Source organism: Enterobacter sp. E20 (assembly GCF_000801755.2).
In the GTDB taxonomy this organism is placed as follows: Bacteria; Pseudomonadota; Gammaproteobacteria; order Enterobacterales; family Enterobacteriaceae; genus Enterobacter; species Enterobacter asburiae_B.
Window position 1 is genome coordinate 2,538,578 of record NZ_CP012999.1, and the last position, 21,555, is coordinate 2,560,132.

Genomic DNA, 21,555 nt, shown 5'->3' on the forward strand with positions numbered 1-21,555 from the left:
TGCAGATTTCCTATGACAGGGCACCGCGAAATATTCGCAGCGCCGTCATCAGGATAAGAATTGATTATTTAAATAACGGAGAAAAGTTTATTCCAGCATCGTGCTAATTAATTTTCCTAACTGAATGACCGCCTGCTCTTCTCGCTCTCCCCAGGCCCAGGAGGTATTAAACCGGAAGAACGGTGTCCACGCGTCGGAGGTGGAAAACATCTTTCCGGGCGCAATGCTGATGTGGTGCGTTAAGGCTTTTTCGCTGAGCAGACCCGCATCCAGCTGCGCCGGAAGCTCCAGCCATAAAAAGTAGCCGCTGTCGTTATGGTGAATTTTGACGCCGGCAGGCATATGGCGCAAAAGAGACTGCCAGGCCTGCTGTTTTCGCTCGGCGAGGGTACGCCGCAGGCGGCGCAGATGGGCGTCGTAGCGTTTCGTCGCCAGGTAATCCACCAGCGCCAGCTGCACGGGTGAGCTGGTTGAGAGCGTGCTCATCAGCTGCAGCTGCTGAATGCGTCTCGCGTGTTTTCCTGCCGCAACCCAGCCGATGCGAAAACCGGCCACCAGACATTTTGAAAAAGACGAGCAGTGCAGCGTCATGTCCTGGCGATCCCATGCTTTCGCCGGGAGCGGCTTTTCGCGGCCAAAATAGAGTTCGCTGTAGACATCGTCTTCAATCAGGGTGACGTTGTGCTGCGTTAACAGCGCGACAAGCTGCGCTTTTTTCTCCGCGCTCAGCGTGAAGCCAAGCGGGTTCTGACTGTTGGTCATGATCCAGCAGGCTTTAACCGGGTACTCCTTCAGCGCCTGTTCAAGGGCATTCAGATCAATCCCCTCGCGGACATCCGTCGCAATCGACAACGCTTTGAGCTTCAGGCGTTCCAGCGCCTGCAGCGCGCCGTAGAAACACGGGTTTTCGACTATCACCCAGTCGCCCGGCTCGGTTACAGCCTGCAGGCTGAGATTGAGCGCTTCAAGCGCGCCTGCGGTGATCACAATCTCTTCCGGGGAGATGTTCATTCCCTGCTGCGCGTAGCGACGGGCAATGGCGTGGCGGAGATCGACGTTACCCGGCGGCAGGTTCTCAATCACGCTCATCGCCGTCGCGGTTTTGCTGACGTTCGCCAGCGAGCGGTTGAGCTGCTGCAGCGGAAAAAGTCGTGGGTCGGGAAACGCGGAGGCAAAAGGAACAACGGACGGGTCGCGGCTGGCCTGTAAGACGTCGAAGATGTAGGTGTTGATATCCACCACTTCATCACGCATCACCTGGGCAGGTGGAGCAGGCTGATGTGCGGTCGGGCGCGAGGCAACGTAATAGCCCGACTGCGGTCTGGCGACAATGCGCCCCTGACTTTCCAGCATCTGATACGCGTGGCCAACGGTCATAAAACTCATGCCGCTGCTCGCCACCTGCTCTCGCAGCGAAGGCAGCTTATCGCCCGGCAGCCATACGCCAAGCTCAATCTGCGAGATAATTTGTTGCGCCAGACGCTGGTATTTTTTCATCAAATTCTCCTTGTGACCGACAGTGTATATCAGCAGGAGAAAAAGAGAAGATTTAGCTAACTGTTATGGTTCGTGAAACGAATTACTTACGGTACTCGGTAACGTGGCTTTGCGCCTGACGCGCGGCGGCCAGGTGATCGAGCGTGATCATCGACGATTTGCAAAAGATGCATTTCGCGCCGAGTGGGTTTTTCTCAGACATATCAAAGACTGAGGTACGGTACTGCGAGCCATGACAGCATGGGCAGCGGAAATGAATATAAGAAGTCATAGGATTCTCCTGACACGTAAAACGTAAATTACTAATGGGCCGATTGGGCAATAATGGTTTTAAACAAAACGAATCGGAAAGTAGATAAAGACCCAAGAGAGGCTGCGGAGAGGCACAACGTGATGAGAACTGCTTTATAAAACTACGTCAGATATTTATTTGGACTCAAAACCAGAGGACCATTAACGCACGGCGCAGACGACAAGGCAAGCAGTTTTATGCGTAAAATTCATAAAAAGACGGTTTTTATTCCTCAGGCGAGGTATATCAGATGCCTAAAGCATGAGCTTTAAGCCAACTGTTATGGTTAAAAATCACTTTTCTGCGTCTGATAGTCCGAACGTTGCCCCTATACCATAACAGCACACCGTTTGACATTGAGGCTGTGCATGTTTGGTTTAGATGCTTTTCACCTTGCACGGATACAGTTTGCCTTTACCGTATCCTTTCACATTATTTTCCCGGCGATCACCATTGGTCTGGCAAGCTATCTTGCCGTACTCGAAGGGCTGTGGCTGAAAACCAAAAATCCGGTCTGGCGCTCGCTGTACCATTTCTGGTCGAAGATTTTTGCCGTCAACTTTGGCATGGGCGTGGTCTCCGGGCTGGTGATGGCCTACCAGTTCGGCACTAACTGGAGTGGATTTTCACAGTTTGCGGGCAGCATTACCGGCCCGCTGCTGACCTATGAAGTGCTGACCGCCTTCTTCCTCGAAGCCGGGTTCCTCGGCGTGATGCTGTTTGGCTGGAACAAGGTCGGGCCGGGTCTGCACTTCTTCGCCACCTGTATGGTGGCGCTGGGCACCATTATCTCCACCTTCTGGATCCTCTCATCGAACAGCTGGATGCAGACCCCGCAGGGCTATGAGATCGTCAACGGTCAGGTCGTGCCGGTGGACTGGTTCGCCGTGGTGTTTAACCCCTCCTTCCCTTACCGCCTGCTGCATATGTCGATAGCCGCATTCCTGAGCAGCGCCCTGTTTGTGGGCGCATCCGCGGCATGGCATCTGCTGCGCGGGAATAATACCCCTGCAATCCGGGCGATGTTTTCGATGGCGCTGTGGATGACGCTGATTGTCGCCCCCATCCAGGCCATGGTTGGCGATATGCACGGTCTGAACACCTTGAAGCACCAGCCCGCCAAGATTGCCGCCATTGAAGGCCACTGGGAAAATCCGCCGGGTGAGCCTACCCCGCTGCTGCTGTTTGGCTGGCCGGATATGGAGCAGGAGCGCACCCGCTTTGGGCTGGAGATCCCGGCGCTGGGGAGTCTTATCCTGACGCACAGCCTGGATAAACAGGTTCCGGCTCTCAAAGAGTTCCCGAAGGAAGACCGTCCGAATTCCACCATCGTGTTCTGGTCATTCCGCATTATGGCGGGCCTGGGCATGCTGATGCTGCTGCTCGGGGTGATGGCTCTCTGGCTGCGCTACAAAAAACGCGTGTATTCGTCGCGCCCCTTCCTGTGGTTTGCGCTGCTGATGGGGCCAACCGGGCTGATTGCCATCCTGGCCGGGTGGATCACCACCGAAGTGGGCCGCCAGCCGTGGGTGGTCTACGGACTCCAGCGAACGAAGGATGCGGTTTCTGCCCACGGTGACCTGCATATGAGCGTAAGCCTGCTGGCCTTCTTCGTCGTCTATACCTCGGTATTCGGCGTGGGGTACAGCTATATGGTACGCCTCATCCGAAAAGGCCCGCAGCCGCATGAAACTTTCGCCACCGAGTCCGACGGACGTCCGGCGCGACCGCTTTCTGCCGTCACAACTGAACATAAGGAGCAGCCATAATGGGTATCGATCTTTCCATTATCTGGTTTGTGATCATCGTCTTCGCCACGCTGATGTATATCGTGATGGACGGTTTTGATCTGGGGATTGGCATTCTGTTCCCGGCCACGCAGAACGCCGACGATCGCGACGTGATGGTCAACAGCGTCGCGCCGGTCTGGGACGGAAACGAAACCTGGCTGGTGCTTGGCGGTGCCGCCCTGTTCGGCGCATTCCCGCTGGCCTATGCGGTGATCGTTGATGCCCTGACCATTCCGCTGACGTTAATGCTGATCGGACTTATTTTCCGCGGGGTGGCATTTGAGTTTCGCTTTAAAGCCACGCCGGCCCACCGCCCCTTCTGGGATAAGGCGTTTATTGGCGGTTCAATTCTGGCAACGTTCACCCAGGGCGTGACGGTAGGCGCCGTCATTAACGGCTTTACCGTCACCGGCCGGGCCTATACCGGCGGCTCCTTTGACTGGTTTACCGCGTTTAACCTGTTTTGCGGCGCGGGGCTGGTGGTGGCCTATGCGCTGTTAGGCTCTACCTGGCTGGTGATGAAAAGCGAAAACGCGCTGCAGCAGCGTATGCGTGAGGTGTCGAAAACGCTGTTAATCGTCCTTCTGGCGTTTATTGCGGCGATCAGCCTCTGGACGCCGCTGGCGCAACCGGCCATCGCTGCGCGCTGGTTCACGCTACCGAATCTGTTTTATCTGCTGCCGGTCCCTGCTCTGGTGGTGATTTTTAGCCTGTACCAGTGGCGCTGCCTGAATAATCCCGCCAGCCATAGCCGTCCGTTTATTCTGACGCTGGGGCTGATATTCCTCGGCTTTAGCGGGCTTGGGATCAGCATCTGGCCGCATATTATTCCACCGTCGATCACCCTGTGGCAGGCCGCCGCCCCGACGCAAAGCCAGGGCTTTATGCTGGTGGGCGCGCTGTTGATCATTCCCGTTATTCTGGTCTACACCTTCTGGAGCTACTACGTGTTTCGCGGCAAAGTTCAGCATGGGGAGGGTTATCACTGATGCAACAACCGGTCTGGAAAAGATTACTGTGGCTGGCCATTATCTGGGGCGGCAGCGTACTGGCGCTGGCTGCTGTCAGTATGCTCTTCCGTATGCTGATGACGGCGGCAGGGTTTAAATCGCATTAACGTCATTCCGGGCAACCGCTGCGTTGCCCGGTACTTCCCCCCGCACTTTCAGATAAACCCCATTAACGCACGGCAGAGTATCGTTACACTGGAAAAAGATTCACGGTATTTATAGTTTGAGAAGAAAAATGAAAAAGCTCATTGCGTTAAGCGTTATTAGTCTTGTCCTTTCCGGCTGCGTTAATCCGGGCAAAGCCTCCGTACAGCCGGAGCAACTTAAAAACCATCGCTTTGTGCTGGAAAACGTCAACGGTAAGGCCGTGAAGACCGCGACAACGCAACCTGAGATCGGTTTTAGCGCGCTGCCAGATATCAGCCTGGTGAATAACATCAGCGTTTCTGGTCAGATGTGTAACCGCTTCAACGGACAGGGGAAATTGTCCGAAGGCGAGCTGAAGGTTAAAACGCTGGCCATGACGCGCAAGCTCTGTACTGAGCCGCACCTGAATGAGCTGGATCAGACCATCGGCGACATGCTGCGCAAAGGGGCGCAGGTCGACCTGACTGAGGACCAGTTAACGCTGGCAACAGCCGATAAAACGCTGATGTTTAAGCGTGTAGAATAATCAGTAGTTACCGCAGCTTCCAACGGCAAGCGACTGTTCGCTACAGCGTTTGCCGTTTGGCAAGGCGCACATCCCAATAGCAGAACCATCAAGCTGGCGGGCGACAGACAGCGAACCGCCAATCATCGCGCAGTTGGCCTGACCTGAACTGGACATTGCCGCTTTCATTCCCGGCGCCACGTGGGCTGCCGTTGCCTGCTGGACTGGTTCACTGCTACATGCCGACAACAATAACGCGGCACACCCTACCCAAAATGCTGAGCGCATGCTTTCTCCCCCATGAATAATGCGAAACCTATGCATAATAGGCATCACATCCCTTGTCGTCGAGAGTGGAAGTGCGTATTTATGCGCTCCGGAAACAATTCCTCGCAATTTTTTCGCCAAAAGTTTGATCTACTCATTGATGGCAGGAATATCAAGGACACAAAAGCGAAAATCGTAAAATCCCTCGTTTGCTAGAATACACAGATAATATTCAGGGTTTGTTGCCGTAATACAGACCCCTATTTTTTTGCGCAATGTAAGGGTGTTGTCCTATGCAAACTATTGACGGTAATGGTGCAGTTGCCTCAGTGGCGTTTCGCACCAGTGAAGTTATCGCCATCTACCCGATTACGCCAAGTTCTACCATGGCCGAGCAGGCGGATGCCTGGGCGGGTAACGGGTTAAAAAACGTCTGGGGCGATGTCCCGAGAGTGGTTGAAATGCAGTCTGAAGCCGGTGCGATTGCCACGGTACACGGTGCGCTTCAGACCGGCGCGCTTTCCACGTCGTTTACCTCCTCACAGGGATTGCTGTTAATGATCCCTACGCTTTACAAACTCGCCGGTCAGCTGACGCCCTTCGTTCTGCACGTTGCCGCGCGCACCGTTGCTACCCACGCGCTCTCTATCTTTGGTGACCACTCCGACGTGATGGCCGTGCGCCAGACCGGCTGTGCGATGCTATGTGCCAGCAGAGTTCAGGAAGCGCAGGACTTTGCCTTAATTTCGCATATCGCCACGCTTAAAAGCCGCGTGCCGTTTATTCACTTCTTTGATGGTTTCCGCACCTCTCACGAAATCAACAAAATCGTCCCGCTGGCTGACGAGACAATCCTGAATCTGCTGCCGCAGGCGGAAATCGACGCGCATCGCGCCCGGGCACTTAATCCTGAACACCCGGTTATTCGCGGGACATCGGCGAACCCGGATACCTATTTCCAGTCCCGCGAGGCCACTAATCCCTGGTACAACGCGGTTTACGACCATGTTGAACAGGCAATGGATGACTTTGCCGCCGCAACCGGCCGGCAGTACAAACCGTTTGAGTACTACGGCCATCCGCAGGCGGAACGGGTAATTGTGCTGATGGGGTCAGCCATTGGGACCTGTGAAGAGGTAGTAGACGAGCTGCTGACGCGTGGTGAAAAAGTTGGCGTGCTTAAGGTGCGTCTCTACCGTCCGTTCTCGGCCAAACATCTGCTTTCGGCTCTGCCTGAAAGCGCCCGCGCTGTGGCGGTGCTCGACCGTACCAAAGAGCCGGGCGCGCAGGCGGAACCCCTCTATCTGGACGTAATGACCGCCCTGGCAGAAGCCTTTAATCAGGGCGAACGTGAAACGCTGCCGCGCGTGATTGGGGGTCGCTATGGCTTGTCCTCCAAAGAGTTTGGGCCGGACTGCGTGCTGGCGGTATTCAACGAGTTAGGCGAAGCGAAACCCAAACCGCGCTTTACCGTCGGCATTTATGATGATGTGACGAATCTTTCCCTGTCGTTGCCGGAAAACACCCTGCCCTCGACCGCCAAACTTGAGGCGCTGTTCTACGGTCTGGGCAGCGACGGCAGCGTCTCCGCGACCAAAAACAACATCAAAATCATCGGCAACTCCACGCCGTGGTACGCCCAGGGGTACTTCGTCTACGACTCCAAAAAAGCAGGCGGCCTGACCGTTTCCCACCTGCGCGTGAGCGAGCAGCCCATCCGCTCCGCGTATCTTATCTCTCAGGCCGATTTTGTTGGCTGCCACCAGCTGCAGTTTATCGATAAATACCCGATGGCCGAGCGCCTGAAGCCCGGCGGCATTTTCCTCCTCAATACGCCGTACAGCGCGGACGAAGTCTGGGCGCGGCTGCCGCAGGAAGTTCAGGCGGTGCTGAACCAGAAAAAAGCCCGTTTCTACGTGGTCAACGCTGCAAAAATTGCCCGCGAATGTGGCCTGGCTGCGCGTATTAATACCGTTATGCAGATGGCCTTCTTCCATCTGACCAATATTCTGCCGGGCGACAGCGCGCTGGTGGAGCTGCAGGGTGCGATTGCTAAAAGCTACAGCAGCAAGGGCCAGGAGCTGGTCGAGCGAAACTGGCAGGCGCTGGCGCTGGCACGCGAATCGCTGTTTGAGGTACCGCTTCAGCCGGTGAATGCCGCAAGCCCGAACCGCCCTCCGGTGGTGTCCGATGCGGCGCCCGATTTCGTTAAGACCGTGACGGCGGCGATGCTGGCCGGCCTGGGCGATGCCCTGCCCGTCTCCGCGCTACCGCCGGATGGCACCTGGCCGATGGGCACCACGCGCTGGGAAAAACGTAACATTGCCGAAGCGATCCCCATCTGGAAAGAAGAGCTGTGTACCCAGTGCAACCACTGCGTTGCGGCCTGCCCGCACTCTGCCATTCGTGCCAAAGTGGTTTCACCGGAAGAGATGGAAGCCGCGCCTGCCAGCCTGCATTCGCTGGATGTGAAATCTCGCGATATGCGCGGACAGAAATACGTTCTGCAGGTCGCGCCGGAAGATTGCACCGGCTGTAACCTGTGCGTCGAGGTCTGTCCGGCGAAAGACAGGCAGGATCCGGAGATCAAAGCCATCAATATGATGTCGCGTCTGGAGCACGTTGAAGAGGAGAAGGTCAACTATGACTTCTTCCTGAATCTGCCGGAAATCGATCGCAGCAAACTGGAACGTATTGATATTCGTACCTCACAGCTGATTACGCCGCTGTTTGAGTACTCTGGCGCCTGCTCCGGCTGTGGTGAAACGCCGTATATCAAGCTGCTTACCCAGCTGTACGGTGATCGGATGCTGATTGCCAACGCTACCGGCTGTTCATCCATCTACGGGGGCAATTTGCCTTCTACGCCGTATACCACCGACGCGAATGGGCGCGGTCCGGCGTGGGCAAACTCGCTATTCGAGGACAACGCCGAATTCGGCCTGGGCTTCCGCCTGACCGTCGACCAGCACCGCGCGCGCGTGATGCGCCTGCTGGAGCAGTTTGCCGGGCAGATCCCCGCTGAGCTCAATGACGCGCTTCATGCGGACGCGACGCCAGAAGAACGTCGTGAGCAGGTTGCTGAGCTGCGCCGCGCGCTGCAGGGCGTTGCGGGGGCTGAACAGCTGCTGACCGACGCTGACGCCCTGGTCGAAAAATCAATCTGGCTGATTGGCGGTGACGGCTGGGCTTACGATATTGGCTTTGGCGGGCTGGATCACGTGCTGAGCCTGACCGAAAACGTCAACATCCTGGTTCTGGATACGCAGTGTTATTCCAATACCGGCGGCCAGGCGTCGAAAGCGACGCCGTTAGGCGCGGTAACGAAATTCGGCGAACACGGTAAACGCAAGGCGCGCAAAGATCTCGGCGTGAGCATGATGATGTACGGTCACGTTTACGTCGCGCAAATCTCCCTGGGTGCCCAGCTTAACCAGACGGTGAAAGCGATTCAGGAAGCGGAAGCGTATCCTGGCCCGTCGCTGATCGTTGCCTACAGCCCTTGCGAAGAGCATGGCTACGATCTGGCCCTCAGCCATGACCAGATGCGCCAGCTGACCGCGACCGGCTTCTGGCCGCTGTACCGGTTCGACCCGCGTCGTGCAGACGAGGGTAAATTACCGCTGGCGCTGGATTCGCGTCCGCCGTCAGATGCCCTGGCCGAGACGTTAATGCAGGAACAGCGCTTCCGTCGCCTTAACGCCCAGCAGCCGGAAGTGGCCGAGCAGCTCTGGAAAGATGCCGCTGCCGACCTGCAAAAACGCTATGACTTCCTGGCGCAGATGGCGGGTAAAGCCGAAAAACCGACCAGCGACTAGTTCCCCTGCCCGGCTTGCCCGGGCATTTTTTTGCCATAAAAAAAGCCCGGCGTATTCACACCGGGCGAATCCAGATAATCATTGAATATCTATTTAGTTTCCTTAATAGCATTCACGTTAATTATGGATGAATCATCTTACAGGCATATAACGCCGGGCAGATTACCTTAATTAACGCCTGATTAATAATTTCAATTTAATATAGTTACTTTTAAATCATTCATCAAACCAATGATCATTTCCGCCGATTTATTCGGTTTAGATTTTACTTAGTTCGTAACAATTATATTTTATTACTCTTACACGGGAGTGATTTAGCATGAGACAACTTTCTCATTCTGAAAGTTCAACAGGTAATTAAATAAAAACAACTGCAAAGGAATATCACAATGCAAAGAAAAGTACTGGCTCTGATGATTCCGGTTCTGTTAATAGCTGGTTCTGCTCAAGCAGCAGAAATTTATAATAAAGACGGTAACAAATTAGATCTGTACGGAAAAGTAGATGGTCTGCACTACTTTTCCGATAACAAAGGTGCTGACGGCGATCAAACCTATATGCGTCTGGGCTTCAAGGGTGAAACGCAGATCAATAACACGATGACCGGCTATGCACAGTGGGAATACAACATTCAGGCCAATAACACGGAAGGGTCTGATAATCAGTCCTGGACGCGTCTGGCCTTCGCCGGTGTAAAAGTGGGTGACTACGGCTCATTCGATTACGGTCGTAACTACGGTGTCCTGTACGACGTGGAAGGCTGGACCGATATGCTGCCTGAGTTCGGTGGCGACTCCTACACCAAAGCCGACAACTTCATGACCGGCCGCGCAAACGGCGTGGCAACCTACCGTAACACCGACTTCTACGGTCTGGTGCAGGGCCTGAACTTTGCGCTGCAGTATCAGGGCAAAAATGAAGACGCCAGCAACAACCAGGAAGGTACCAATAACGGTCGCGACACGCGTCACGAGAACGGTGATGGCTTTGGTATCTCCACAACCTATGACTTTGGCATGGGGATTACTGCAGGGGCCGCGTATACCTCTTCTGACCGCACCAACGAGCAGGTCATGAATACCACTGCGGGTGGAGACAAAGCGGATGCCTGGACGGCGGGCCTGAAATATGATGCCAATAACATCTATCTGGCGGCAATGTATTCTGAAACCCGCAATATGACCCCATATGGTGATAATACCGACGCCGTGGCGAACAAAACCCAGAACTTCGAAGTGACCGCGCAGTACCAGTTCGACTTCGGCCTGCGTCCGTCCCTTTCCTACCTGCAGTCGAAAGGTAAGGATCTGGGCAACGGCCAGGGCGACCAGGATCTGGTTAAATACGCTGACGTAGGGGTCACCTATTACTTCAACAAAAACATGTCCACCTACGTTGATTACAAAATCAACCTGCTGGATGAAGATGACAGCTTCTACAAAGACAACGGCATCAGCACCGATGATGTTGTAGCGTTAGGTCTGGTTTACCAGTTCTGATTGTCAGAGCCCGCATAATCATGCGGGCTCGCCTGTTTTTTGAAGTTCGTCACATAAGACAGTTTAAGAAAGGGGTTGGTTGAGGGAAAGTTGAAAGTAAGCTGGTTAAACTGCAGTGATAGCCCTTTCGTCACTAAGGATAACAGCGTTGTTTGGTCGTGTATCCCTTGCCTTACTTACCCTTTTAGCATTGCTGTGGATGGCGTTAATTTTTGATTTTGGTGATATCGTCGGGCATCTCGGCGCGCTATTAAACCATCTGGATGGCAGTTAACTATTGTCCCTGGAAATAAAAAGCCACCAGCGGTGCCGGTGGCGGGTAAACGCGTAAGTCGCGTTATTTTTTCACAGGTTGAGGCTTTTTATCACCTGATTCAGGGGCCTCACGCGGATCGTCTTTTTCAACACAGAGCATAGTTTCTCCTGTTTCAGTTACCCACTGCCTACTATAGCCGGAGGAGTAAAAGAGTGGCCAGGCGGCAATCATGCCCGCTCTTCACCTTTCCTGCGAAAAGAGAGATAACCAAATACCCCACTTTCCCCATCCATGGGATGGTTAACGCCGTCCATCACCTTCACCTCTGGAAAATCAAAAGGTGATACGTTTTCAAAACAGGCGACATTAACGCCATATTCGTTTGGGTTAGAACGCCGCTGATGGAACGTGTAGATCCCGCATACCGAGCAGAAGAAATGCCGTGCCGTTCCCGTGTTAAAGCGGTACTCGGTGAGCTTATCTTCACCTTTGGTTACCTTAATGCCTGACAGCGGCGCAGAGACGACGACCGCGCCCCGCATGCGACAAAAGGAACAGCTGCAGCGCCGCGCGGTATTCAGACCATCAGTGAGCTCAACGGTGAACGCCACCGCGCCGCAATGGCACTTCGCGTTTCGTCTTTCAGCCATCGGCTATACCCCTTTTCTCACCAGCTCGGCAGCCTTAACGAAAACCTCATCTTCTACGCCATCGCCTTTTTGCCTGCCGAGCCTGACCAGTTCATCGACAATGCTGTTGCGATGGATCGGTTTCTGCGCTGAAACCAGCCCAATAACGGCGGCCCCAATCGCCAGCCCCACTAATCCGGTTTGTTCATCTTTGTTCATCATGCTTACGCTCCTGGTCCAACCAACAAGCTTAGCAGGAATACGGTAAAACGGAATGACGGACAAGTTCAGACAGGTATGACTTCTAAAATCGACAGATAGGAACCGGTATCTATTATTTTGTTCAGCTTCAAATTGGTCTGTTCAAACAAGACCTGATACTCAGGCTCTGTTCTTGCCCGCCCGCCATCAAAGCTTGTTAACAGAAGAAGGTCAATTTCAAATCGTCCCTGCTGATTATTTTCTTTTTTAATAAGCGGTTCAAAAATTAATAATCGGGAGTTATCTTTCATTGCATTTCTGCAGCACTGAAGTATCTGAATCGCCTTCTCATCAGGCCAGTCCATCAAAATATATTTAAGTAAAAAAATGTCCGCTGCAGGACAGGCTTCAAAAAAGCTGCCCTCTACGGTCTTCCATCGGCGATTATCATTCAATAGTGAAAGTCTGTTCCGCTCAAGCACGTCTTTTTGATCAAACAAGATCCCTGTCAAGGTCGGATTTCGACGTAAAATTGCCAGCAATAAATTACCCAGCCCACCGGCGATATCGGCAACGACAGCGTTTTCAGGGAATGAATAGCTACCAGTAATAGTTTCATTTTCTACGGATGACATAGAGGCCATACCAGCATGAAAAATGTTGCTTCCCGTCACCGTGTCATCATGCTGCCAGTAATCGTAAAAAGGCTTGCCAAACAATGAATTAAAAACAGGTTTGCCTTGCAATATTTCATCCATTCTAGCCGCTGGCTGCCAGAATGTTTGGTCTGTTAACATAAGAACTGCCGCCCGTAAGGAAAATTCATGATCGGAACGCAGGAATTGAGCTGAATGGCTAAGACCGTATTCCGTTTCGGATAATTCGTTGAACACCCCACGCGAAGACAATAAGCGCATGATTCGATGAAGATAGTCGCCATCGACATTAAGCTCCTTCGCCAGCTGCTTAACGGATTTCTTTCCTTCAACCAGAAGATCTGCAACGCCTAATACCGCGACAGCCCGAAGTGCTGCCTGCCAGACAAAACCCATGCTTTGCTCTAACAAACACATTCCTTCTTTACGGCTTAGCAAATCCAGACTATTACGTTGTGACATTTTCTGCTCCTTACCAGTAAAGATGCGCTGAACAACTTAAATTCGCTAGCAAGCGTAAGTCTGGTAGTGAGCTTTATCCATAATTTCAGAAAGGATTATTTATGCGGTTTCGTACCGTTTAGCATACAATCTCTTTAAATATGTAAAAAAACAGGGCCACTTACTCTTTATTTTGATTAGTAACATAGTGACACTATTATTGTGTAAACAATTGCTTTGATGAGAAAAATGCCTGCCATGAGAAATGACATTTCATATTTAAAATCTCGGCGTCAGTCCAAACTTTGGCGTTTTGATGTTTGCAGCCCAAATCTTGATATCGTTTTGCAGGAGGATCGTGAAATCGGATTTTAAATGCGTCACCATGCTATTGACGCTGTCCGCATCAACCACTGAAAAATGTTCAATTCTGTTTTGTCCTACCTGAACGCAATAATATTTGGCGGGCAGTACTTTACCATTCACATTTAGCGGCAGGTTTTTCTCACCGCAACGGCCTTCAGTAATATAGGACACCAGTAAATTAGCGGATTTTCTTCCTGGCTGGGAGACACTCACCATGACCGGGAAACCTTCCGAGGTCTGTGTCATATCATAAAGAACCGCATTTTTTATATACCAGGTATTATATTCCCGCTCCTGAAAAGCAGACCAGGAAGGCGCAGAAAAGAGCACCAGCACTGCCAGAATAAGAGATTCTATTTTCTTGGGATGTTGTCGTCCGTGTTGTTGCACGTATTATTCAGATTGTGCAAAAAACAGCAACCACTTAAGAATAGTCCTACTACTATTGGCAGTGACGGAGGAGTAAATTAAAGATATGCCTTACCGTCAGCAGTCCCTGCCAACGCTCATAAAAGAGAATAAGAAGAAAAATGATAAACGGCCGCCATCATGGCGATGCTGACGACGACGCTGATGAAAAAGTAGCTTTTGAAGGGCTGCTTTTGGGTTTTATGGCGAAAGAGTTGTTGGCCGACAATGGCGCCAGGCCAGCCACCTGTCACGCCAAATACCAGCAATGTCGCTTCCGGAACCCTGCGCATCCCCTTCCGCGCCGCCATTTTATCGGCGCCATACATGACCAACGTCATCACGTTGATCGTCAGAAACCATATGACCAGAGGATGGGTAGCAAGAAGGCTGCCGATCGCAGCGATAAGCAGGAGTAAATAACAAAAGCGATTAAGGGTCATAGCACGAGCCACGGAGTGTTTAGCAGTGTTGGATGACGCATTATACGCTAACTGACGAAAATCTCAGAGTGAGACGGCTATTCTAAATGCAAACTGCCCCCCGGGCCTTTACTGGTTAACATTTAAACTGCGGTAATAAGTAAGCATTATTTCATTATGCTATGGCCGCTAGCATTTTTTTCTTAAAAAATTAACCTGAAACAACTTACGTCGAAAACACAGCGTAAGAGCATTGTTTTAACAAAACAATAATCATTACCCCCATCAATCTAAAGAGGGTGCGACAATATTGATTAAAGTCAAATTAAACGTTAGCCAGCTAATATTTAAAGCCATCCATTCATTTAAGAACACCCAAAACAATGTTGAAAACAATTAATTTGACCATCCGGTCAATGCATAACAAAATATTACCGTGGTTAAAGCAATAACGGTCTGCATTTTTGGGGGATGATGTCCCCCCTTTTTATTTTCTCAGAAACAACCGAATAAAGATTATTCCACCCTGACCTTAACTTTTGGCTTCGACAAGAGAACTTTGACCAGTTCCTTGAAAGGAAGAGGTTTGTAAAAGAAATACCCCTGTAAAAACCGGATATGATTGCGTGTGAGGTAATCGAGCTGCTCTTCAGTTTCAACGCCTTCCGCCACGATGCTAATTGAGAGTTTTTTGGCCAACTCCAGTACCGAATCAAGGATTAGGGTTGAGTCCTCATTCGCGTTAACCCTGGCAACAAAGCTCTGGTCGATTTTAATGTAGTCAATGTGCAGATCCTGCAGATAGGACAGGCCGGAATAACCCGTACCAAAGTCATCCAGCGCAATGGCAAATCCGTTATTATGTAGCTCATTCAATGTATTAACGAGATGTTCATCAATGTCGAGCGGTTCACGCTCCGTCACCTCAACGACGAGGTTGAGATCCTGTTGAGTGAAGCTGCGCTTGTAGTGGAGACACTCTTCAACAAAGGTGGGCGCAACGATATGAGAAGCGCTGAAGTTAATCCCTACGTGAAACCCTTCCGGCAGCAATGTCGCAATAGCATTCATGTGTATTGCAACCTGCCTCATTAAGCTCTGAGTCAAAGGAATAATTAAACCGGATTTCTCCGCAAGAGGAATGAAGGATGCGGGAGAAATAAACCCTGATTGTGGATGTTTCCATCTGGCCAGCACTTCCACACCCCGCAAGGTTCCCTCTTTGCCGCTCACGACGGGTTGGTAATACGGAATAATTTCATTTCTGTAAATGGCGATGCGCAGTGACTCTTCGGGTGAAACATCCTTAGAAATATAGCGTTGAAGAATATAAGCAGAGAGAGACGATATTATCAGCAGGAATAACACCACGCCTCCGGCTCGATTGAATAATCTCTTAAGACTAAAAAGAGGTGGAGAGTTGAATTGTACCGAGAAAGGATAACCAGAGGCTTTTACCGTTAATATCTCTTTCTTCGTATGGTCTGCCGCCGTCACATCACCTGTCAGGCTTAAAAGGGTATTGCCTACTCTCAGGGAATATTCAACGCCATTTAATGGCATATCCAGCGCATCCCGGATATGGCTATCGCTGATGCTAACGATGATCCGGCTTCCGGCGTGAATTGTCTGGTATAAGAGAACCGGAAGACCGTTGACGGTACTGGCCGAAGGGACGAGGAGCAGTGATGACTCAGGCAGCACTGAGCTGTTGACCAACAATACGCGGTTTCCCGGTAACGAGGAGCACCAGACCGCATCATTTTTCAGAATAACGATCGTTCTCAGGTGAGGCTGTAATGCCGCCTCGGTGCCCAGCCGATATTGCCCTTCAGCATCACACTCATTCTCGGCAAGTTGCTTTGCCATCTCAGTCGCATGACGAGCTTCTTTAAGAATAACATTCATGTTCCGCACGACGTAGTGCGCCTCTGCCAGGCTATCGGCCCGTGCAGAATACCAAACCTGTAAATTGATGATAAAAACGCCGAGCAAAAACATTGTCGTGGCTGCAGCTACGGGGATAGATGCATGGCGCATTTAGGGTTCTCGATTTAAGTGAAGTAGCCGCTTCAACGATGCTGAAGTGATTGAATTGTCATTGTCTTAAGCATGGTCGATAACGTAATAAATGCCAGGCGTCAGAAAAGCTCTCGTAAACCAGATTCAGGGGAAACAAAAGGCCGCCGAACGGCAGCCCTGGTGGATAAGTGTCTATTAATATCGCTTTATTGTATTGATCGGGGTTCTTTCTGACCAGTCTGGCCGCTCGCCGGCCATGATGGCACGCTGTTGTGTTGGCGTCACAGACTGGGTTATTTCAGGCATTGACTTGTATTCGGGTTGTTTAGGTGGACTGAGAACCAGATCGGAGCTACAGCCTGACAGCAGGAAAATGGCCAGTAGAGATGAACTAAGCTTGAACACGTTAAACCCTTCCAATGGGATAATATTTAAAGAAAAAGCGTGGTGCTGGTTGCATCCAGGTGACTCGTTACTGATATTCAAAGCCACGCGCCTGGCTGCAGACAGCAGATTCACCACACAGATAACCGCGTAAGGATATATTTACCAGGGCAATACGCGCAACGCTTTGTTTTCCTTCCCACCCGAACTAAAAATGCAAGGAAAGGCGACTCTGCTTCTACAGTCGAGGGGGTTTATGCTAAAACCGCTATTCCGATTCTTTTGGTTAAGAGTTAAGAAGGGATTTGAATGGTTCAGGTTGAAGAATTAAAAATGAAGTACCCAGGCGCAGTGGCCTGGCAAATGGGTGACGGCCCGGAACTGGCGAGCGTGCTTGCGGACCTGATTAAAAAAGGAATCAAAACGGCCACCTGCGGATCTTTTGCCTCGTACGCGCAGGATGTGTCTGCTCCGCGGATGGGGAGCTACAACATAATTCTTGATGGCCAGAATGTCCCGGTCTGTGTGATCCGGCTGGTTTCAATGCGGCTGGTGCGTTTTTGCGATGTAAATGAAGAATTCGCTCGCAAAGAGGGTGAAGGCGATTTAAGCCTTGAATACTGGCAGAAAGAGCATCAGCGATTTTTCTTCCGCGAAGGCCATTTTTCTGAAGATATGGAACTGATCGCGGAAGAATTTGAATTGGTTGAGGTGCTGTAAGCTGAAATAAAAGTGATACTTATCCCAGCGAGCCTGCACCCTTCTGATGCCCTCCCAGGTTTGTCAGGCTTTTTAAAGCTACCCTTGTCGATATAACGCATCACCCCGGCATCACTAGCCATTACCCTTAAGCCTGCATGATGTGAATCATTATAGGGCTCCAGATTTAACGCAGCTGTAAAACGTGCTGGTATTCGCCGCCGGAATCCGTACCATACGCGGCATACAATGTTTGCCCCTGCTGGCTCCGAAGGTAGTACTAAATGCAAGAGAATCAAGAGATTAACAAAAAAGAGCAATACAACCTGAATAAACTGCAAAAGCGACTGCGCCGTAACGTGGGCGAAGCCATTGCAGACTTCAACATGATTGAAGAAGGTGACCGCATCATGGTCTGCCTGTCAGGGGGTAAAGACAGCTATACCATGCTGGAGATCCTGCGTAATCTTCAGCAAAGCGCACCGGTGAAATTTTCCCTGGTGGCGGTCAACCTTGACCAGAAACAGCCGGGCTTCCCGGAGCACATTCTGCCGGAATACCTCGAGAAGCTGGGCGTTGAGTACAAAATCGTCGAAGAAAATACCTACGGCATTGTGAAAGAGAAAATCCCGGAAGGGAAAACCACCTGCTCACTCTGCTCTCGTCTGCGCCGCGGCATTCTGTATCGTACCGCGACGGAGCTGGGCGCGACCAAAATTGCGCTGGGCCATCACCGCGACGATATCCTTCAAACGCTGTTCCTCAATATGTTCTACGGCGGCAAGATGAAAGGCATGCCGCCTAAGCTGATGAGCGATGACGGCAAGCACATTGTGATCCGCCCTCTCGCCTACTGCCGCGAAAAAGACATTGAGCGTTTTTCTCAGGCTAAAGGTTTCCCGATCATTCCATGTAACCTGTGCGGCTCTCAGCCGAACCTGCAGCGTCAGGTAATTGGCGACATGCTGCGCGACTGGGATAAGCGTTATCCAGGGCGTATCGAAACCATGTTCAGCGCGATGCAGAACGTCGTCCCTTCCCATCTCGCGGACGTGGAGCTGTTCGACTTTAAAGGCATAAACCACGAGTCAGAAGTTGTGAACGGCGGAGACCTGGCGTTTGATCGGGAAGATATTCCCATGCAGCCAGCGGGCTGGCAGCCGGAAGAAGATGACAATCAGTTTGAAGAGCTGCGTCTCAACGTGCTTGAAGTGAAGTAAGCGATTAGCGTCTCAGAAACACCTTCTGAGACGCTTCATTCTTTATTTCAGCAGACGTACGCGACAGGTTTTACCCTTAATTTTCCCGTTTTGCAGCTGCTTCCATGCCTTATGGGCAACCGCCTGGCGAACCGCTACGTAGACATGCGCTGGATGGACCGCAATCTTGCCGATATCCGCCCCGTCCAGACCCACATCCCCGGTCAGCGCCCCTAATACGTCACCTGGACGCATCTTGGCTTTTTTACCGCCATCAATGCACAGCGTCGCCATTTCAGCCTCCAGCGGCACAATGCTGGCGCTGGCCGGTGCATTCATCCAGTTCAGCTTAATCTGCAGCATCTCAGAGAGAATATTGGCGCGCTGCGCCTCTTCCGGTGCGCAGAAGCTGATCGCCAGACCGCTGTTTCCCGCGCGCGCGGTACGGCCAATACGGTGCACGTGCACTTCAGGATCCCACGCCAGCTCAAAGTTCACCACCAGTTCAAGGGATTTAATATCCAGACCGCGCGCAGCGACGTCGGTTGCAACAAGAACGCGGGCGCTGCCGTTAGCGAAGCGGACCAGCGTCTGATCGCGATCGCGCTGTTCCAGATCGCCATGCAGCGACAATGCGCTCTGGCCGGCGGCATTCAGGGCATCACAGACCGACTGACAGTCTTTTTTGGTATTACAGAACACCACGCAGGACGCAGGCTGATGCTGGCTCAGCAATTTCTGCAGGAGCGAAATTTTCCCCTGCTGCGAAGTTTCAAAGAACTGCTGCTCGATAGCGGGCAGCGCATCTACGCTGTCGATCTCAATGGTGAGCGGATTTTTCTGCACGCGCCCGCTGATGGCGGCGATGGCATCCGGCCAGGTCGCGGAGAACAGCAGCGTCTGACGATCGGCCGGGGCGAAACGGATCACCTCGTCAATCGCATCGCTGAAGCCCATATCCAGCATCCTGTCTGCCTCATCCATCACCAGCGTTTGTAACGCATCCAGCGAGACGGTGCCTTTTTGCAGGTGATCCAGCAGGCGGCCGGGCGTTGCGACAATAATGTGCGGCGCATGCTGAAGTGAATCACGCTGCGCGCCGAACGGCTGTCCGCCGCAGAGGGTTAAAATCTTGGTGTTTGGCAGGAAACGCGCCAGGCGACGCAGTTCCCCCGCGACCTGGTCTGCCAGTTCGCGGGTCGGGCACAGCACCAGAGACTGGGTCTGAAAAAGTGCCGCATCGATGTGCTGCAACAGGCCAAGGCCAAATGCCGCCGTTTTCCCGCTGCCCGTTTTCGCCTGCACGCGCACGTCACGGCCCTCGAGGATGGCGGGCAACGCGGCCGCCTGAACAGGCGTCATCGTGAGGTAACCCAACTCGTTGAGGTTATCGAGTTGGGCGGCGGGCAGAACATTCAGGGTAGAAAAAGCGGTCACAGTAGTCTCTCGTGGTCATCTTTGCGGTCAGATGGCGCGTATCCTCGCAGATCTCGCGATTCGATGCGACAATTTAATCGGTTCTTGATCTGGCGGCGGGTCGGGCATCGGCTGCGGACGCGGGATGGGATCGGGCATTGGCACCGGATCGGTGGGGACGGGATCGGATTGACGCGATTGTTGCAGTAGCAGAGCGTTCAGGATGCTCATCATTCCCTCCAGAATTTGCTGTCGTCCCTTTTAGGGTAGACGCTGAGAATCAGGAGGCAAAAAAAAGCCGACTATGAAGTCGGCGTCGTACGAATCAATTGTGCTATGCAGTAATTCAAAAAAGGAAGTAAGACAATATGGAGCGCAACGCCCATCGCTTGACGTTGCATTCACCTGCGGGAGTAATATTGCACCTTACGGGGTAGATGTTTATTGACTTCGCTCAATTAAAAGAGCGTTTTGATCCCGTTAAAAGCTGAAAAAAGCGTAAATTTACAGCCATTTACTACGATGCAACCACCATGCAACACCACCAATCAAAACAACTAACATCACGCAAAACGCGGTAAAGCCGTAGCGATAAGCGCCACCCGGAATTCCCCCAAGGTTCACGCCAAACAGCCCGGTAAGAAACGTGCTGGGTAAAAACACCATCGCCATCAGGGACATCGTATAGGTTCTTCTCGCCAGAGACTCCTGCATCACCTGCGCGATTTCGTCCGCCATCACCGCCGTTCTGGCAATACAGGAATCAATCTCGTCCAGCCCGCGCCCCAGCCTGTCGGCAATATCCTGCATTCTGCGTCGCTGATCGTCATTCATCCAGGCGAGCCTTTCGCTGGCAAGACGCGCATACACGTCGCGCTGCGGCGTCATGTAGCGGCGCATCACAATCAACTGCTTACGCAATAAGGCCAGAAAACCCCGCGGCGGGATTTGCTGATCGAGCAGGTTATCTTCCAGGTCGATGATTTTGTCGTGCAGCTCTTCAATAAATTCACTCGCATGATCGGTAAGGGCGTCGCAGACGTCCACCAGCCAGCTGCCGCAGTCGACCGGCCCGGTGCCCTCTTTCAGATCGTTGACAATGTCATCCAGCGCCAGAACTTTTCGCTGGCGGGTCGACACAATGAGCCCATCGTCCATGTAGACACGCATCGCAACCAGCTGATCCGGGCGTTCATCCGTGCTGCCGTTAATGCAGCGCAGGGTGATCAGCGTCCCGTCACCCATTCGACTCACGCGGGGCCGCAGGCTTTCACCCGCCAGCGCATCGCGCACGTTATTGGGCAAGAGCGGCGTCGAGGCCAGCCAGTCAGCGCTGTCCGGGTGGGTGTAGTTCAGATGTAGCCAGCAGGGATGCGCACTATCGATCACATCATTATCTTCCAGCGGTCGCGCACCGCCGCGACCATCCAGCACCCACGCAAAAACTGCGTCTGGAACGTTTAGTTCAGATCCTTTAATGCTTTCCACAGCGCCTCCACCTTTTTAGCTCTTCGGTGTCAGTCTAGCTTTCATCAGGGGTTAAGCAACAACTATGTATTCCATCGCGCTGAAATCGCTCAGGAATTGTACATACCAGGCGGAGGCTTGAAAAAAGCCTGGCATGCCAGGCT

The 21,555-nt window shown here is 52.3% G+C and carries 22 protein-coding genes and 1 pseudogene; 10 read left to right on the forward strand and 13 right to left on the reverse strand.

The window, feature by feature from the left end; translation table 11 throughout:
- Window positions 1–87: 87 nt before the first annotated feature.
- Both NI40_RS11945 and ymcF read right to left on the reverse strand, forming a co-directional pair.
- Entirely contained in the window at window positions 88–1,497 is a 1,410-nt protein-coding gene (locus tag NI40_RS11945; protein ID WP_039262881.1) for an aminotransferase-like domain-containing protein, read from the reverse strand.
- A gap of 82 nt (window positions 1,498–1,579) precedes the next feature.
- Window positions 1,580–1,768 carry a cold shock small protein YmcF gene (gene ymcF, locus NI40_RS11950; RefSeq protein ID WP_023335881.1) on the reverse strand — a complete coding sequence of 63 codons (189 nt, stop codon included), beginning with the start codon at window positions 1,766–1,768 and terminating at the stop codon, window positions 1,580–1,582.
- A 389-nt stretch (window positions 1,769–2,157) separates the two neighbouring features.
- Here ymcF and NI40_RS11955 point away from each other — a divergent pair, with 389 nt between their 5' ends.
- The 4 genes from NI40_RS11955 to hslJ all read left to right on the forward strand — a co-directional run bounded on the left by NI40_RS11955 (window position 2,158) and on the right by hslJ (window position 5,262).
- The gene (locus NI40_RS11955) at window positions 2,158–3,558 is read left to right on the forward strand and encodes a cytochrome ubiquinol oxidase subunit I (RefSeq protein WP_039262882.1); all 1,401 of its coding nucleotides are present in this window, start codon (window positions 2,158–2,160) and stop codon (window positions 3,556–3,558) included.
- Window positions 3,558–4,568, forward strand: coding sequence for a cytochrome d ubiquinol oxidase subunit II (gene cydB, locus NI40_RS11960; RefSeq protein WP_039262883.1), 1,011 nt, complete (start codon window positions 3,558–3,560; stop codon window positions 4,566–4,568). The genes NI40_RS11955 and cydB overlap by 1 nt, the downstream gene beginning before the upstream one ends.
- Window positions 4,568–4,696 carry a DUF2474 domain-containing protein gene (locus NI40_RS22825; protein ID WP_008501283.1) on the forward strand — a complete coding sequence of 43 codons (129 nt, stop codon included), beginning with the start codon at window positions 4,568–4,570 and terminating at the stop codon, window positions 4,694–4,696. The genes cydB and NI40_RS22825 overlap by 1 nt, the downstream gene beginning before the upstream one ends.
- Before the next feature lie 128 nt (window positions 4,697–4,824).
- Window positions 4,825–5,262: a heat shock protein HslJ gene (gene hslJ, locus NI40_RS11965; RefSeq protein ID WP_039262884.1), complete on the forward strand. Its 438-nt coding sequence runs from the start codon at window positions 4,825–4,827 to the stop codon at window positions 5,260–5,262.
- On the opposite strand, the gene NI40_RS11970 is transcribed toward hslJ, so the two are convergent.
- On the reverse strand, window positions 5,263–5,529 hold the full coding sequence (locus NI40_RS11970) for a putative hemolysin (protein WP_023312003.1): 267 nt from the start codon (window positions 5,527–5,529) through the stop codon (window positions 5,263–5,265). It lies immediately after the preceding gene.
- A 272-nt stretch (window positions 5,530–5,801) separates the two neighbouring features.
- Here NI40_RS11970 and nifJ point away from each other — a divergent pair, with 272 nt between their 5' ends.
- From nifJ to NI40_RS24395, 3 genes are all read left to right on the forward strand, one after another.
- Window positions 5,802–9,326 (forward strand): pyruvate:ferredoxin (flavodoxin) oxidoreductase, encoded by a 3,525-nt coding sequence (gene nifJ, locus NI40_RS11975; RefSeq protein ID WP_039262885.1) that lies wholly within the window; start codon window positions 5,802–5,804, stop codon window positions 9,324–9,326.
- 389 nt (window positions 9,327–9,715) lie between these two features.
- Window positions 9,716–10,825 (forward strand): porin OmpC, encoded by a 1,110-nt coding sequence (gene ompC, locus NI40_RS11980; RefSeq protein WP_039262886.1) that lies wholly within the window; start codon window positions 9,716–9,718, stop codon window positions 10,823–10,825.
- A gap of 148 nt (window positions 10,826–10,973) precedes the next feature.
- Window positions 10,974–11,099, forward strand: a complete 126-nt coding sequence (locus NI40_RS24395; RefSeq protein WP_255519867.1) for a hypothetical protein — start codon at window positions 10,974–10,976, stop codon at window positions 11,097–11,099.
- Between the two features lie 63 nt (window positions 11,100–11,162).
- Here NI40_RS24395 and NI40_RS24300 read toward each other — a convergent pair whose 3' ends face one another.
- The 7 genes from NI40_RS24300 to NI40_RS12010 all read right to left on the reverse strand — a co-directional run bounded on the left by NI40_RS24300 (window position 11,163) and on the right by NI40_RS12010 (window position 16,244).
- Window positions 11,163–11,240, reverse strand: a complete 78-nt coding sequence (locus NI40_RS24300) for a hypothetical protein (protein WP_223239581.1) — start codon at window positions 11,238–11,240, stop codon at window positions 11,163–11,165.
- A 68-nt stretch (window positions 11,241–11,308) separates the two neighbouring features.
- On the reverse strand, window positions 11,309–11,731 hold the full coding sequence (locus tag NI40_RS11985; RefSeq protein ID WP_039262887.1) for a GFA family protein: 423 nt from the start codon (window positions 11,729–11,731) through the stop codon (window positions 11,309–11,311).
- Window positions 11,732–11,734: 3 nt separating this feature from the next.
- A complete protein-coding gene (locus NI40_RS11990; RefSeq protein ID WP_023616678.1) occupies window positions 11,735–11,932 on the reverse strand; it encodes a hypothetical protein in 198 nt (65 codons plus the stop codon).
- Window positions 11,933–11,997: 65 nt separating this feature from the next.
- Window positions 11,998–13,029 (reverse strand): methyltransferase, encoded by a 1,032-nt coding sequence (locus tag NI40_RS11995; RefSeq protein ID WP_045143078.1) that lies wholly within the window; start codon window positions 13,027–13,029, stop codon window positions 11,998–12,000.
- A gap of 258 nt (window positions 13,030–13,287) precedes the next feature.
- On the reverse strand, window positions 13,288–13,764 hold the full coding sequence (locus NI40_RS12000) for a hypothetical protein (protein WP_080338161.1): 477 nt from the start codon (window positions 13,762–13,764) through the stop codon (window positions 13,288–13,290).
- Between the two features lie 116 nt (window positions 13,765–13,880).
- The gene (locus tag NI40_RS12005; RefSeq protein WP_039262888.1) at window positions 13,881–14,225 is read right to left on the reverse strand and encodes a DUF1294 domain-containing protein; all 345 of its coding nucleotides are present in this window, start codon (window positions 14,223–14,225) and stop codon (window positions 13,881–13,883) included.
- Between the two features lie 495 nt (window positions 14,226–14,720).
- Window positions 14,721–16,244 carry an EAL domain-containing protein gene (locus NI40_RS12010; RefSeq protein ID WP_039262889.1) on the reverse strand — a complete coding sequence of 508 codons (1,524 nt, stop codon included), beginning with the start codon at window positions 16,242–16,244 and terminating at the stop codon, window positions 14,721–14,723.
- 675 nt (window positions 16,245–16,919) lie between these two features.
- Between NI40_RS12010 and NI40_RS12015 the strand changes: the two genes are divergently transcribed.
- From NI40_RS12015 to ttcA, 3 genes and pseudogenes are all read left to right on the forward strand, one after another.
- Window positions 16,920–17,330, forward strand: coding sequence for an ASCH domain-containing protein (locus NI40_RS12015; RefSeq protein WP_039262890.1), 411 nt, complete (start codon window positions 16,920–16,922; stop codon window positions 17,328–17,330).
- A 156-nt stretch (window positions 17,331–17,486) separates the two neighbouring features.
- A pseudogene (locus NI40_RS24305) lies at window positions 17,487–17,558 on the forward strand (hypothetical protein); the annotation flags it as partial.
- A gap of 35 nt (window positions 17,559–17,593) precedes the next feature.
- A complete protein-coding gene (gene ttcA / locus NI40_RS12020) occupies window positions 17,594–18,529 on the forward strand; it encodes a tRNA 2-thiocytidine(32) synthetase TtcA (RefSeq protein ID WP_023312015.1) in 936 nt (311 codons plus the stop codon).
- 42 nt (window positions 18,530–18,571) lie between these two features.
- On the opposite strand, the gene dbpA is transcribed toward ttcA, so the two are convergent.
- The 3 genes from dbpA to zntB all read right to left on the reverse strand — a co-directional run bounded on the left by dbpA (window position 18,572) and on the right by zntB (window position 21,412).
- On the reverse strand, window positions 18,572–19,945 hold the full coding sequence (gene dbpA / locus NI40_RS12025) for an ATP-dependent RNA helicase DbpA (RefSeq protein ID WP_039262891.1): 1,374 nt from the start codon (window positions 19,943–19,945) through the stop codon (window positions 18,572–18,574).
- 27 nt (window positions 19,946–19,972) lie between these two features.
- Window positions 19,973–20,155: a proline-rich small protein YnaL gene (gene ynaL / locus NI40_RS24410; RefSeq protein ID WP_071884843.1), complete on the reverse strand. Its 183-nt coding sequence runs from the start codon at window positions 20,153–20,155 to the stop codon at window positions 19,973–19,975.
- Window positions 20,156–20,428: 273 nt separating this feature from the next.
- A complete protein-coding gene (zntB, locus tag NI40_RS12030) occupies window positions 20,429–21,412 on the reverse strand; it encodes a zinc transporter ZntB (RefSeq protein WP_023335899.1) in 984 nt (327 codons plus the stop codon).
- Window positions 21,413–21,555 lie beyond the last annotated feature (143 nt).